The 13,648-nt window shown below is 35.0% G+C and carries 13 protein-coding genes and 3 pseudogenes; 10 read left to right on the top strand and 6 right to left on the bottom strand.

Annotated features, from left to right (window positions below; genetic code table 11):
* Positions 1-795 precede the first annotated feature (795 nt).
* Together V3224_RS14320 and V3224_RS14315 are read right to left on the bottom strand one after the other, a co-directional pair.
* Positions 796-1,188, bottom strand: a complete 393-nt coding sequence (locus tag V3224_RS14320; RefSeq protein ID WP_334471331.1) for a type II toxin-antitoxin system death-on-curing family toxin — start codon at positions 1,186-1,188, stop codon at positions 796-798.
* Entirely contained in the window at positions 1,185-1,406 is a 222-nt protein-coding gene (locus V3224_RS14315) for a type II toxin-antitoxin system Phd/YefM family antitoxin (RefSeq protein WP_334471329.1), read from the bottom strand. Before V3224_RS14315 ends, V3224_RS14320 begins: the two co-directional genes overlap by 4 nt.
* Before the next feature lie 181 nt (positions 1,407-1,587).
* Here V3224_RS14315 and V3224_RS14310 point away from each other — a divergent pair, with 181 nt between their 5' ends.
* Both V3224_RS14310 and V3224_RS14300 read left to right on the top strand, forming a co-directional pair.
* Positions 1,588-2,562, top strand: a complete 975-nt coding sequence (locus V3224_RS14310; RefSeq protein WP_334470580.1) for an IS701 family transposase — start codon at positions 1,588-1,590, stop codon at positions 2,560-2,562.
* A 20-nt stretch (positions 2,563-2,582) separates the two neighbouring features.
* Positions 2,583-2,799: pseudogene (locus V3224_RS14300) on the top strand (transposase); the annotation flags it as partial.
* Positions 2,800-3,498: 699 nt separating this feature from the next.
* On the opposite strand, the gene V3224_RS14295 reads toward V3224_RS14300, so the two are convergent.
* Positions 3,499-4,362 carry a YicC/YloC family endoribonuclease gene (locus V3224_RS14295; protein WP_334471322.1) on the bottom strand — a complete coding sequence of 288 codons (864 nt, stop codon included), beginning with the start codon at positions 4,360-4,362 and terminating at the stop codon, positions 3,499-3,501.
* 118 nt (positions 4,363-4,480) lie between these two features.
* Here V3224_RS14295 and rph point away from each other — a divergent pair, with 118 nt between their 5' ends.
* Positions 4,481-5,197: a ribonuclease PH gene (rph, locus tag V3224_RS14290; RefSeq protein WP_334471321.1), complete on the top strand. Its 717-nt coding sequence runs from the start codon at positions 4,481-4,483 to the stop codon at positions 5,195-5,197.
* Positions 5,198-5,270: 73 nt separating this feature from the next.
* Positions 5,271-5,921 carry an orotate phosphoribosyltransferase gene (gene pyrE / locus V3224_RS14285; RefSeq protein ID WP_334471319.1) on the top strand — a complete coding sequence of 217 codons (651 nt, stop codon included), beginning with the start codon at positions 5,271-5,273 and terminating at the stop codon, positions 5,919-5,921.
* Positions 5,922-6,003: 82 nt separating this feature from the next.
* Here the strand turns inward: pyrE and slmA are convergent.
* The 3 genes and pseudogenes from slmA to coaBC all read right to left on the bottom strand — a co-directional run bounded on the left by slmA (position 6,004) and on the right by coaBC (position 8,370).
* A pseudogene (slmA, locus tag V3224_RS14280) lies at positions 6,004-6,605 on the bottom strand (nucleoid occlusion factor SlmA).
* Between the two features lie 114 nt (positions 6,606-6,719).
* Positions 6,720-7,178 (bottom strand): dUTP diphosphatase, encoded by a 459-nt coding sequence (gene dut, locus V3224_RS14275; protein WP_334471317.1) that lies wholly within the window; start codon positions 7,176-7,178, stop codon positions 6,720-6,722.
* A complete protein-coding gene (coaBC, locus tag V3224_RS14270) occupies positions 7,156-8,370 on the bottom strand; it encodes a bifunctional phosphopantothenoylcysteine decarboxylase/phosphopantothenate--cysteine ligase CoaBC (RefSeq protein ID WP_334471315.1) in 1,215 nt (404 codons plus the stop codon). Before coaBC ends, dut begins: the two co-directional genes overlap by 23 nt.
* A 193-nt stretch (positions 8,371-8,563) precedes the next feature.
* On the opposite strand from coaBC, the pseudogene radC reads away from it, so the two are divergent.
* The 6 genes and pseudogenes from radC (at position 8,564) to rfaP (ending at position 13,603) form a co-directional block, all read left to right on the top strand.
* Positions 8,564-9,206 (top strand): annotated as a pseudogene (gene radC / locus V3224_RS14265) (RadC family protein).
* Positions 9,207-9,451: 245 nt separating this feature from the next.
* Positions 9,452-9,688: a 50S ribosomal protein L28 gene (rpmB, locus tag V3224_RS14260; RefSeq protein WP_334471313.1), complete on the top strand. Its 237-nt coding sequence runs from the start codon at positions 9,452-9,454 to the stop codon at positions 9,686-9,688.
* A gap of 11 nt (positions 9,689-9,699) precedes the next feature.
* Positions 9,700-9,867, top strand: a complete 168-nt coding sequence (gene rpmG, locus V3224_RS14255) for a 50S ribosomal protein L33 (protein WP_334471311.1) — start codon at positions 9,700-9,702, stop codon at positions 9,865-9,867.
* 746 nt (positions 9,868-10,613) lie between these two features.
* Complete coding sequence (gene rfaQ, locus V3224_RS14250; RefSeq protein WP_334471309.1) at positions 10,614-11,684, top strand: lipopolysaccharide core heptosyltransferase RfaQ; 1,071 nt, start codon at positions 10,614-10,616, stop codon at positions 11,682-11,684.
* 4 nt (positions 11,685-11,688) lie between these two features.
* Positions 11,689-12,813, top strand: a complete 1,125-nt coding sequence (locus V3224_RS14245) for a glycosyltransferase family 4 protein (protein WP_334471308.1) — start codon at positions 11,689-11,691, stop codon at positions 12,811-12,813.
* Positions 12,806-13,603 carry a lipopolysaccharide core heptose(I) kinase RfaP gene (gene rfaP / locus V3224_RS14240; RefSeq protein WP_334471306.1) on the top strand — a complete coding sequence of 266 codons (798 nt, stop codon included), beginning with the start codon at positions 12,806-12,808 and terminating at the stop codon, positions 13,601-13,603. The genes V3224_RS14245 and rfaP overlap by 8 nt, the downstream gene beginning before the upstream one ends.
* Positions 13,604-13,648 lie beyond the last annotated feature (45 nt).

Raw genomic sequence — 13,648 nt, 5'->3', positions numbered from 1 at the left:
ACATAATTAACCTCCGTGTCAGGACAAAAGTATAGTACAAAACTAGACTTAAGTCTAACTACAATCGAAGCATAAAAAAGGGTAAAGTCACTATTAGATTTATATAAAAACAATAAAAAAACCTGACCTCATGTAAGGTCAGGCTGCCAAGTTGGCCAACACCAGGGAAATTTATTTGTCAATATCATATAGTCAGCAGAAGCAAGATGTCTCTGCTGGCTTTATAGCTTTTTTTAATCATAATTTGCCGCTAATAACTCACTTTTTCTTCGCAAGACTTTAATTTTTACTTATATATCAATATATTAACCTTAACAAAGAAATAAACTTTTGCTTACAAATTTATTTATAATTAAATCAATATATCGACTAATTAGCCATATTTCATTCTAAAAATCAGTTTAATCTATATCTCAATTGCTCTATAAATTTCATTTAGTGATATATCGAACATCCTACATATTAAAATTATCTAAGAATTTTACGATATAAAAACATTATGAATGGTTTATTCTTTATGAAAATAAATGTGCTAAATAAACAATATTTTTTCGATAGATGCTTATCATGATTGAATTTTTCAATATTCTGTCACTAATTAACAATATCTTTTTAAAAAAATAACACCATAGCAATACAAGTGCATTATTTAGCCACGCTAACAATTTTAAAAAACACCTTAATTTAATAAACTAGTATGATTTTGAGTACTGAATAGTGGCTTAATACTAATATTATTTGATTATATTTTTACTAAACTAATTTTTGATTAATTACATGAAAAACAATGATTATTCAACCAATTGGCTCGATACGATTTACTAACTCACGTAACTGCTGCGCTAACTGATCAACAGTTTTTTCTCCGGTAGCAGCTTCTACCGTTAAATTTTCCAAAGTATTGTCGTTATCTCGGATATTGATACCGTTGCGGTAGAGGAAAGTCATGGTCACAAAAAACGCGATACGCTCATTGCCATCATTAAAAATGTGACCTCTGGCGATAGCAACCCAGTAAGTGGCAGCCAACTCAAAAATATCCGTAACACCGTCATAATGTGCACGATTTTGCACCCGGGAAATAAGAGCTTCCGCTCTGCTAGGATCCGGCATACCAGCAACGCCGGGAAGCCATTGCAATATACGGTCATGAAAAGCAATAACTTCCTGTGCGCTGACCCATATCATCGGTTTGTCAATACCTCTACAGTATGCCCATGGCGCTGTATAATCACATCAAACTCCGCATCCAGCTTAGCGTTCTGGTATGCCTCGAATTCAGCCTTGCTGATAACTACTGCTGAACTTCCATCACTGCGGGTGATTTCAACGGGTTCACCATGAGTGGCAGCATCCAACACTTCTGAGATATTGGCGCGGGCTTGAGTGGAAGTGTATGTACGCATGATATGTCTCCTAAAGTGTACATTTAAATTGTACGTCGAACATCTGTATAGTGCAACTATATGAAAAGAAATGAGTGATGGGGCCATTAGACATTGAAATTGACGTATATAACACGAGTTTCGCAATCTCCAAAAAAGAAGTATAAATTTAAAAACAAGAAAAAATCAGGGTGTTCATATTTTGTCGGGTTATCCATGTATTAAAGATATCTATAAAACATTCTTACAAGTAAGCAGTTTAAGATACTCTGGTTTAGCGTTATCAGAAGTAAGCCCATCGCCTTTATCTCATGACACTGTTAGCCGATGGCTAAAAAGTAGATGTTTTAGACCTAAAGACCTATGGCGATTAGTTGAACCTTCTATAGACAAAAAAAGCCCTTGCGTACTAATTGCCGATGATACATTGATTGCCAAAACACGTAGTAAAAAAATAGAGATGGTCCATTATCAATATTCAGGTAATGAACATGATGTTATTGCTGGCATAGGTTTAGTTAATTTGCTTTGGCATGATCTGACGAAGGTTGAATCAATTCCTATCAATTATCGTATTTATGATAAAGATTCTGATGGAAAAACAAAAAACACGCACTTTTCCGAAATGCTCACTCTTGCTAAAAAAAGAGGGATCATGCCAGAAGCCGTAGTGATGGATGCTTGGTATTCTAGCCTGGATAACCTGAAATCAATTCGCTCTCATGGTTGGATCTGGGTAACCACGCTGAGGAAAAATAGGATTGTTAACCATAACAAACAACTGAACAAGTTAGACATCTCAGAAGAAGGAACGTCAATACACTTGCGAGGATATGGTTGGGTAACCGTTTTCAAATTTACAGCCAAAAACGGCCGTATTGATTACATAGTAACAAACAAAGAGAATCCCACCCGTCAATACCTCAAATCTATCATGGATGCCCGTTGGTCTGTTGAAGTTTATCATCGAGAAGTTAAACAAAACTGTGGTATTGAACGCTGTCAGGCTCGCACGAGCCGAGCGCAAAGAAATCATATTTTTCTCGCTATTTCTGCGTGGTTTGAACAACATAAACGTCGTATATCTGAAAAAATAACCCTTTATCAACAAAATTGGGACGTAATCAAAAGTGCTATTACTGAGCAAATCCGTGTTTTATTAGCGTACCCAAATTAGTTTTGTGCGAAACTCGTGACATAGTAACAAACAAAGAGAATCCCACCCGTCAATACGTCAAATCTATCATGGATGCCCGTTGGTCTGTTGAAGTTTATCATCGAGAAGTTAAAACAAAACTGTGGTATTGAACGCTGTCAGGCTCGCACGAGCCGAGCGCAAAGAAATCATATTTTTCTCGCTATTTCTGCGTGGTTTGAACAACATAAACGTCGTATATCTGAAAAAATAACCCTTTCATGAGTTTCGCACAGGCATATAAAGTTCTAGAAATGGCTTAAAAGCAATGGTTAATCTGTAAGTTACTAAAACACATAAATTTTATTAAATTACAATAATTTGTATTTAATTTATAAGGTTTTGTCTATTTATATATCATGCTGAATTAAACTTAAAAATAGCGCGTTTTTTTATTGGTGCGAAACTCGTGTACAATACTTGTTTATTTTTTTATTAGCTTGGAAAATAAAATATAGCTCACCACCGTCTGAGCATCTTACAAAGAGTTCTCCACTTCATATCCATGTTCTTTTTTATATGTCGTTAAGTTTTCCCATATTTTATTGAGGGTGTCCTTAAATTAGTGTACTTAAAACCAACTAAGTACCCTTTTAAGTACACCAATAATGTGCGCTTTGGTGATATCATCACGAGTTTCGCACCAATAAAAAAACGCGCTATTTTTAAGTTTAATTCAGCATAATATGTAAATAGATAAAACCTTATAAATTAAATATAACTTATTGTAAATTAAGTAAATTTATGCATTTCAGTAACTTGCAGATTAATCATTACTTTTAAGCCATTTCTAGAATTTTATAGACCTGTGCGAAACTCGTGATCATATGAAACTTGTTGAATTAAAAAAGCCAGTATTCGCACTGGCTCATTGGTATTAGTTGCAAGTTATGATATTTAGTGAATTTACTTGAGAATCTACTCGATGTTTTGAATCTGCTCACGCATTTGTTCTATTAATACTTTTAATTCAACAGCATAATTAGTCACTTGGCTATTAATAGACTTTGAGGCCAAGGTATTAGCTTCACGATTAAACTCCTGCATCATAAAATCTAACCGACGGCCAACAGCTTCTTGTTTTTTAAGAATATTACGTGTTTCTTTGACATGAGCATCCAGCCTATCAAGCTCTTCTGCAACATCAATACGTTGCGCTAATATGATAAGCTCTTGTTCTAATCGATTATTATCTATCTGAATTTCTGCCTCCTCTAATTTTGTTTGTAAGCGCTCACGCTGCCATTTTAAAATTTCAGGCATTTGACGACGAACCGCTTGAATTTCCTGACAAACAGCATCTAGCCGTTGCTCAATCATTATTTTTAGCATCTTGCCTTCGCTTTCCCGATTGAGAATAAAATCATCTAAAGCAAGTTCTAATTCTTTAAGCAAATACGTACAAATAACATCCAAATTCTGTTCTTGAGCCGACATAACACCAGGCCAGCGAAGAATTTCTAACGGATTAATTTCTCCTTCACTACTACTCTTTTTTACCCAGTTAGCAGTTCTAATCAATTGGTTAGCTAACTCTTCATTCAGTACTAATTCACTCTGTTGATGTGAACTAAGTTCAAAACGTAAACTACACTCTACTTTCCCTCGGGTTAATCTGGCACGTAGACGCTCACGAATAACAGGTTCGAGACTTCTAAATTGTTCCGGCAAGCGAATATAAGTTTCAAGATAACGTTGGTTAACGGAACGCAGCTCCCAAGCCGCATTTCCCCATTCACTTTTTATATCTCGTCGTGCGAAAGCGGTCATACTATGGATCATATTTCGTTCCTATAAATAAAAATTAAATTATAACCTTGAGTGAAACCATAGGATAGGCATTCAATGTCGAAGAACGTATAATGCGCCACCAACATTGTTTAACTACGGAGATAACACCATGCGTCCAGAGAATAGAGAAGCTAATCAGGTGCGCCCTATAAAAATCACCCGCCAATATACTAAACATGCCGAAGGCTCTGTTCTGATTGAATTTGGTGATACCAAAGTATTATGTAACGCCACAATCGAAGAAGGCGTTCCCCGCTTTTTAAAAGGCCAATCACAAGGTTGGATAACAGCGGAATACGGTATGCTACCACGGGCAACAAATTCTCGTAATATACGCGAAGCAGCAAAAGGCAAACAAACGGGTCGCACCATGGAGATACAACGCCTTATTGCCCGTTCTCTGCGTGCCGCCGTTGATTTAAAGCAATTAGGTGAATATACCATTACACTAGATTGTGATGTTATTCAGGCTGATGGAGGGACTCGTACCGCTGCAATTTCTGGTGCCTGTGTCGCTTTAACTGACGCATTAAATAAAATGGTCGCAGAAAGAAAATTGAAAAAAAGCCCACTTAAATCTATGGTTGCTGCGGTTTCTGTCGGCATAGTGGATGGCAAACCTATTTGTGATCTAGAATATATTGAAGACTCTGCCGCAGAAACAGATATGAATGTTGTCATGATGGATAATGGTAAAATGATCGAAATTCAAGGTACTGCCGAAGGTGAGCCATTTAGTCATGAAGAGCTGCTATCACTGCTTTCTTTAGCAAAAAATGGTTTACAAATTATTTTTACCGCCCAAAAAGAAGCATTAGAGCAATAAATTTTAATCATCTGTTTAACGGTCTTTTTATAGCGATTAATTAAAGTGAGAATAAATTAAAGAGGAAAATTTAATGAAAGGTTATCAGCGCGAATTTATTAAACTCGCCATGAAAAAAAAAGCATTGGAATTTGGTGAATTTACGTTGAAATCTGGTCGTAAGAGCCCCTATTTTTTCAATGCTGGCCTCTTTAATACAGGAAAAGATTTAGCTGCACTCGGTCATTTTTATGCCCAAGCGTTTATGGATCATAATCCTACTTGTGACATTATTTTTGGTCCGGCCTATAAAGGTATCCCGATCGTAACAACCATGGTAGTTGCACTATCTGAGGATTATCACTTCGATAAGCCTTACTGCTTTAATCGTAAAGAAGTTAAAAAACATGGGGAAGGTGGGGAATTAGTCGGTAGCCCATTAAAAGGAAACGTTGTGATCGTTGACGACGTTATTACAGCAGGAACTGCAATCAAAGAATCTGCAGAAATAATTAAGAGACATAAAGCTAAACTTAGTGCTGTTATATTAAGTCTAGATCGTCAGGAGAAAGGTGAAAAGAATCTATCCGCCGTCCAAGAAATCGAAAAAAAATTCAAATGCAAGGTATTTTCTATTATCACTTTGAATGATTTAATTAATTATTTAAGTGAAAATCCGAATATGTCAACCCATTTAGCTACGATGAAAGCTTATCGTGAGAATTACGGTATCACTCCCTCTTAACAAATAAAAAAATTAGCAATTTTATTAACCCACTAACATAAAAAAAACTCCGCCCAAATATCAGGCGGAGTGAGTAGTACAATTAATTATTGTAACTGCACCAAGACATAGGCCAGCGTGCATCAAATTCTTTAGTTGGGCAATACCGAAATTCTGAACGTACAAAACGTGATAGCATCCCCTCACAAAACACTAATAATTGAGATGCTAATAAGCTCTCATCATAACTAAAACTTTACTTATCACGTATTTTTCTTTCCTTTAAAACCTGTCTAAATTGCGCTTCGATACGTTCAAATAATTGGCAATCCTATCTTGTAACTGAACTTGCTCAAACATCAACGCATGTGCCGTCATTATTCGTGTCAATCCAGGATTTTTCTCCGCAAAACCGAGTATCAACATTAAAATCAACCGAATACGCCTAATGGTATCTTTTTCATCTTGCAGAATCAGATTAATCCGTGAAATTAAAGAATTTTCAATAAATTCAATAAGACTATCAAACATTTTTCCCTTACTAGGGAAATGTCGATAAAGTGCTGCTTCAGATACACCAACATGACTTGCCAACTTAGCTGTGGTAATGCGTTGACTACCACCACTGGTTTCTAACATTTGCGCAAGCACCTGCAAGATTTCCTCACGCCTGTTTTTCTTCTTTGTTATCTCTTTTCCTGCCATGGCGAAACAAGACCCCTGATAAAACAACAAAACAGACCACGCAATCCTTGCCTTTCATCATTTATAAAGCACAAAATTTAATAAATTTATAATATTTTATAAATAACAAGATTATTATTGACGACCTGAATGACCAAAACCACCGCTACCTCGTTTTGTCGTTTCAAAATCTTGTACCAGATCAAATTCAACTTGAACAATTGGTACAAAAACCATTTGTGCTATACGCTCACCAGGTTCAATAGTAAAACTTGTATCACCACGATTCCAGACTGAAACCTTCAATTCACCTTGATAATCAGAATCGATTAAACCGACTAAATTTCCTAATACAACACCATGTTTATGTCCTAAACCTGAACGAGGAAGAATGATTGCAGCTAATTGTTGATCTGCAATATGCACTGCTAATCCTGTAGGTAATAGCTCAGTTTGACCTGGTTCTAATTGAATAGCCTGATCTAAGCAAGCTCGTAGATCTAACCCAGCAGATCCTTCTGTCGCATAAGTTGGCAACGGAAATTTATTTCCTACACGAGGATCAAGAATTTTAATGTCTATTTTTTTCTTCATAACGTTGAAGTATCTCATCGAGTAAACGGTGACCAAGCTCTAATTTATGGCTATGTGGTAAATATATCTCTTTATCTTCCCAAAATAAATTCAAGGCATTGCTTTCTGAATTAAACCCATGATCAGCTAATGAAACATCATTTGCACAAATAAGATCCAGATTTTTTTGGGTACGCTTATTACGGGCATATTCTTCCACATTTTGTGTCTCTGCTGCAAATCCAACGACATAAGGACGATTTTTAGTCAATTTACCAACACTTGCCACAATATCAGGATTTTTTACCAATGTCAGAGTAATTTCATCTGCCCGCTTTTTAATTTTTTCTTTTGTAAACTCTTTTGGTCGATAATCAGCAACTGCGGCACATCCAATAAAAATATCTTGTTTATCAATTATATTATGTACTTGACTATACATTTCCAACGCGCTGATAACATTAATACGTTTAACGCCTGCAGGTGTTGGTAAATTAACTGGACCGGTAATAAGTGTTACATTAGCCCCTCGTTTTGCAGCAGCTTGTGCTATCGCGAAACCCATTCTCCCTGAACTATGATTAGTCACAAAACGAACGGGATCAATTTCTTCTTGTGTTGGCCCCGCAGTAATTGCTAAATGCAGGTTTACCATATCTAGCTTATGCTGAAAACTATTCTTAGCTAATTGAACAATAGCTAACGGCTCTAACACTCGACCAGGGCCAACATCACCACAAGCTTGACTACCTTCATCTGGGCCCCAAACTAAAACATGGCGTTCTTTAAGTATTGCAATATTTTGCTGAGTAATATTAGCGCGATACATTTGCTGATTCATTGCCGGTACGACAGCTATTGTTGCCTCTGAAGCTAAACAGACCGTTGTTAATAAATCATTCGCCATACCAACGGATAAACGAGCCAGCAAATCTGCAGTTGCAGGCGCTAAAATAATTAAATCTGCCCATTTAGCTAATTCAATATGACCCATTGCAGCCTCTGCGACAGGATCCAATAAATCATCAGCAACTGGATAGCCCGAAACAGCCTGTAGCGTCAAAGGTGTAATAAAAGATTTGGCGGCATTCGTCATTACCACACGTACAATTGCACCATGGTCACGCAAACGACGAACTAATTCTGGTGTTTTATAAGCAGCAATACCACCACTAATGCCAAGTACGATATGTTTACCTGTAAGTTCTGCCATCATATATATCCAAATTCAAATGATGAGTCTACTGATATTACCATAAGCTGAAGTTTAGGTGAGAATACCATCAATTTTTATCTATAAAAAAACTTTTTTGCAAAACGCTACGCAACTACGCTAGAAAATTTTGGCCCATATTTTGGCATGCTGTAACCTGTCAAAGCTACAAGGAAATAGACAGGAAAAACATATGGACGAAATAAATTATGCACTTAAACCTAGAGAAAAGCTTTTAGCTTATGGGGCATCATCATTAAGTGACCAAGAGCTTTTGGCCATTTTTCTTCGCACAGGATTGCCTGGATTTCCGGTTTTAATATTGGCTGAAAACTTATTAAAAGAATTTGGCTCGTTGCACAAACTATTAACTGCTGATTATCAACAATTTTCAGCGCACAAGGGATTAGGAGTTTGTAAGTATTCACAATTACAAGCGATTGGTGAAATCGCTAAACGATTCTTTACACAACAACTTATTAATCAAAGTATTATGAGAAGTCCTAAGCACTTGAAAAAATATCTACTCGATTTTTATTGTATTATTCTTAAACAACCAAAATCAAATTATCTGCTATGAAGAAATGTTTAAAGGCACCATAAATCGCGTAGAAGTACATCCAAGAGAAATTTTAAGGCAGGCGGTTAAAGTAAATGCAGTATCCATTATTCTTGCACATAATCATCCTTCGGGTAACCCAGAGCCCAGTTTAGCGGATAAAATTGTCACCGAAAAAATTGCTAATGCTTGCCGTTTGATAGATATAAAATTGCTTGACCATTTTGTCGTCACTCATAAAAAATGCCTTTCATTTGTCGAACTTGGTCTACTCTAGTACCACATTTTGACTAATAAATAGCAACTTTATTAGTTCTGGGCTTGAGTGAAAGCGCTAGAGGGCGTATAATACGCCACCTTTTAGGATCTCGGGTTTGACAAGAAGAGCCTATCTCAGTGAGTTTTACTGAAGTTAAGTTATTTTTTATATTAAGAAAATTTGCTGAGATAGGCTTCCAAGTCTGACGAGGCAGTCATTCCCGATATAAAGCTCGAGCTGATTAGATTTTTGGAGAAATAGACATGTCACGAGTCTGTCAAGTTACTGGTAAGCGCCCGATGAGTGGTAACAAACGCTCACACGCAATGAATGCAACTAAACGCCGCTTTCTGCCAAACCTGCACTCTCACCGTTTCTGGGTTGAATCTGAGAAACGTTTCGTAAAGCTTCGTGTGTCAGCAAAAGGCATGCGTATAATCGATAAACAAGGGATCGACGCAGTTCTTGCTGAGCTTCTCAGCCGTGGTGAGAAATACTAAGGAGCTAAAGAATGGCTAAAGGTATTCGCGATAAAATTAAACTGGTTTCTTCTGAAGGTACAGGTCACTTCTATACGACAACGAAGAACAAACGTACTATACCTGAAAAATTGGAAATGAAAAAATTCGATCCAGTTGTTCGTAAGCATGTGATTTATAAAGAAGCTAAAATTAAATAACTTCTTAATAAAAAACCCAGCGCAAGCTGGGTTTTTTATATAGTATTTTAGATATATAAAACAAAGCTTTATATTATTCACATTTTTATTCATTCCATTCTTTTCACAACAAGATCTACGCCCTATTTGAAAAATTCATATCTCACTTTTAATATTCTTATTTATCATCAAGAAATAAATCGTTAATGGTTTAAAATACGCCATAAGTTATTATTACTGGCTAGTGGTATGGTACCTAAGAAAAGTTGTCCAAAGATTCAATACTAAAAATATTAAGACATTTTAGCCTTGAGTTAATTAAACCAATTAAATTGGTCAGTCGCAATTTAAGTAAGTTTAAATTCTCAACTTTATCTGATATCAGATATTTATTAATTTATCAACAGTAACAGTTACTAATGTTGGTAGCAAAATAGATAATTTTTCAGTGTATTCTTTTTAAAAAATAGATAGATAGCGTGATGTGTAGTAAAAAATAGTAGATAATAAATTACAAATCAGTAATTTTATTGTTAAGATAATTGATAATATTAAAAATCCTTTACTTTATATAAATTCAAATTTTTATTATTTTTTCAAATCTGCTGAAATTTTTTAAAATAAAAGTTATTTTTAATGCCAAAATAGGTAACCATTTAGATTATTCTAATAAATTAACTATCTTAAATTTGTTGAATTTATAATGATAACATTGGTCAAAAATCAGATAAACTTATAAACAAACAATTCAAGAGTGACTGCAGCAAGTGGATAAACAATTTAAAAAAATTCTGATCATTAAAATGCGATTTCATGGAGATATGTTGCTGACAACACCTGTTATTAGCACGCTCAAAAAAAATTATCCAGCCGCTAAAATTGATATTCTTCTCTACCAAGATACAATACCAATTTTGTCTGAAAATAGAGAAATTCATGCATTTTATGGCATTAAAAACAAAAAAAATAACACAATAGCCAAATTAGTTAATTTTATTTTATTAATCAATAAATTACGAAAAAATCATTATGATTTAATTATAAATTTAGCTGATCAATGGATTGTACCTTTTTTGGTAAGATGTATCCCTGCCAAGATAAAAATTTCTCACCAATTCAACTATAGAAATACAAACTATTGGTCTGAAAGTTTTACACATATGGTTAAACCAACGGGAAAACATGTTGTTGAACAAAATCTCTCTATATTAAAACCACTTCAACTTAATACTTGGTATTCCAGTACAACAATGACTTATCAACCAAACGATTGGGAAAAAATTAATCACCGATTAATATCTCTAGGGGTACATAGTAGTTATGTTGTTATCCAACCAACAGCTAGACAAAAATTTAAGTGCTGGGATGATGAAAAATTTGCTGAGGTGATTGATAATCTACAATCTAGAGGATACCAGGTGATACTAACATCAGGTCCCAGTAAAGATGATCTCAGCTGTGTGGCTAATATTGCACAACAATGTCGTCAATCACCCATTACCGAATTTGCAGGAAAAACAACATTTCCAGAATTAGGTGCTCTAATTAGCCATGCCGCCTTATTCATCGGTGTAGATTCAGCACCAATGCATATTGCAGCAGCATTAGAAACCCCTATTATTTGCTTGTTCGGTGCGACAGATCATCAATATTGGAAACCATGGAGTAAAAACGTTATTCAAATTTGGGCTGGTAATTATGAAAAAATGCCAGAACGACACGAACGTGATCGTAATAAAAAGTATCTATCAATAATTCCAGTTAAAGATGTTATTACCGCTACAAAAAAAATGTTACCAATGGATATACAAACCATAAAATCTGAGATAGAGATATAATCCGATGAAAATTGCATTTTGTTTATACAAATATTTCCCTTTTGGTGGACTACAAAGAGATTTCATTCAGATTCTCTCTGCTTGCCAAAAACGAGGGCATCAAATACGTGTTTACACAATGGTATGGGATGGTGAAATTCCTGCTGATATTAACGTTATCATAATCCCAGTTAAAGCACATACAAATAATGGGCGTAATGAAGCATTTTATCATCAGGTCAAAACACATTTAACCCAGCATCCGGCTGATATTATTGTCGGTTTTAATAAGATGCCAGGATTAGATATTTATTATGCAGCAGATGTTTGTTATGCAGAAAAAGTTGAAAAAGAAAAAGGTTTTTTTTATAAACTGACCAAACGATACAAACATTATATTGCTTATGAAAAAGAGGTTTTTGATGCAGACAGTCACACCAAATTATTAATGCTTACCCAACATCAAATTAATGATTTTAAAAAACATTACAAAACACCTGACGCACGTTTTTATCTGTTACCACCGGGCATTGACCTTAGTAGAAAATATGACCAACAAATTATTGACGCAAAACCAATTTATCGTAAAAAAAATGCTATCTCTGAAGACCAATTTCTTTTATTACAAGTCGGTTCAGATTTTAAACGTAAAGGCGTAGACAGAACACTCAAATCAATAGCTTCCCTGCCTGACAAAATAAAAAATAAGACTATGTTAATGGTAGTAGGACAAGACTCACCTACCCGTTATCAACGGCTAGCAAAAAATTTGGGGATAGATAAACAAGTTTTATTTTTTCAGGGGCGTAATGATATAGCAGAATTGATGGCTGCTGCTGATATGTTAATCCATCCTGCCTATCAAGAGGCTGCTAGCATAGTATTAATCGAAGCCATTGCAGCGGGTTTACCAGTAATTACAACAGATATATGTGGCTATGCGTTCTATATCAAACATGCAGATTGTGGCATAGTAATAGATGAGCCTTATAAACAAAAAAATCTTAATAATGCTTTAACAACAAGTTTAACTAATAAATCTCTATTAAAACAATGGTCAGAATCTGCACGCCACTTTGCTGATACTCAAGATTTATACAGTTTGCCTGAAAAAGCTGCAGATATTATTTTGGGATGCCAGCATGCTTGAACTTAAACAACCTTTTAAAAACTTATGGCAAGGCAAAGATCCCTTTATAGAAATAGAAAAATTAGATGGTAAAATTTTTCGTCAATTAGAGACACGCAAAACATTATGCTTTATGCTCAATGAAAAAAGTTATTTTCTCAAAATTCATTATGGTACTACGTTAAAAGAAGTACTAAAAAATCTATTTTCTTTACGCTTACCAGTATTAGGTGCGGATAGAGAATGGAAAGCAATCCATCGTCTAACTGAGGCAGGCATTGACACTATGCATGGTAAAGCTTTCTGTCAAAAAGGAATTAATCCTTTACGCCGTAAGTCATTTATTATTACCGAAGCGCTGATTCCAACCATTAGCTTAGAAGAGTACTGCGCAAATTGGAAAAATTCAGCTCCCCAATTTAGTACTAAAAAAATATTAATTTGTCGAATGGCTGAAATAGTACGTAAAATGCATGCATGTGGCGTCAATCATCGCGATTGCTATATTTGCCATTTTTTATTACATTTGCCCTTTGACGACGATGACAAAAAATTAAAGATTTCAATCATTGACTTGCATCGTGCCCAAATACGTCAGTATGTACCAAAACGTTGGAAAGATAAGGATTTGATTGGATTATATTTTTCATCACTGAATATTGGTTTAACCCAACGAGATATTTTTCGTTTTATGCAGATTTATTTTTCTGATAATTTAAAAAATATTCTCAACAATGAACAAAAATTGATATCGAGCGCTAATATTAAAGCAGAAAGAATAAAAGAAAGAACCGTTAGGAGAGGATTATAACTCTAAACGTTTTGTTTTATAAAAAATTTTAGGAAATAGGTATAG

The sequence above is a fragment of the Arsenophonus sp. PmNCSU2021_1 genome (assembly GCF_036919435.1).
In the GTDB taxonomy this organism is placed as follows: domain Bacteria; phylum Pseudomonadota; class Gammaproteobacteria; order Enterobacterales; family Enterobacteriaceae; genus Arsenophonus; species Arsenophonus nilaparvatae.
This window is presented reverse-complemented; position numbering and strand designations above follow the sequence as displayed.

Coding starts and splice junctions, on each gene's coding strand:
- V3224_RS14320 (WP_334471331.1), bottom strand. CDS start 1,188: ATGATATGGGTCAGCGCACAGGAAGTTATTGCTTTTCATGACCGTATA.
- V3224_RS14315 (WP_334471329.1), bottom strand. CDS start 1,406: ATGCGTACATACACTTCCACTCAAGCCCGCGCCAATATCTCAGAAGTG.
- V3224_RS14295 (WP_334471322.1), bottom strand. CDS start 4,362: ATGATCCATAGTATGACCGCTTTCGCACGACGAGATATAAAAAGTGAA.
- rph (WP_334471321.1), top strand. CDS start 4,481: ATGCGTCCAGAGAATAGAGAAGCTAATCAGGTGCGCCCTATAAAAATC.
- pyrE (WP_334471319.1), top strand. CDS start 5,271: ATGAAAGGTTATCAGCGCGAATTTATTAAACTCGCCATGAAAAAAAAA.
- dut (WP_334471317.1), bottom strand. CDS start 7,178: ATGAAGAAAAAAATAGACATTAAAATTCTTGATCCTCGTGTAGGAAAT.
- coaBC (WP_334471315.1), bottom strand. CDS start 8,370: ATGGCAGAACTTACAGGTAAACATATCGTACTTGGCATTAGTGGTGGT.
- rpmB (WP_334471313.1), top strand. CDS start 9,452: ATGTCACGAGTCTGTCAAGTTACTGGTAAGCGCCCGATGAGTGGTAAC.
- rpmG (WP_334471311.1), top strand. CDS start 9,700: ATGGCTAAAGGTATTCGCGATAAAATTAAACTGGTTTCTTCTGAAGGT.
- V3224_RS14245 (WP_334471308.1), top strand. CDS start 11,689: ATGAAAATTGCATTTTGTTTATACAAATATTTCCCTTTTGGTGGACTA.
- rfaP (WP_334471306.1), top strand. CDS start 12,806: ATGCTTGAACTTAAACAACCTTTTAAAAACTTATGGCAAGGCAAAGAT.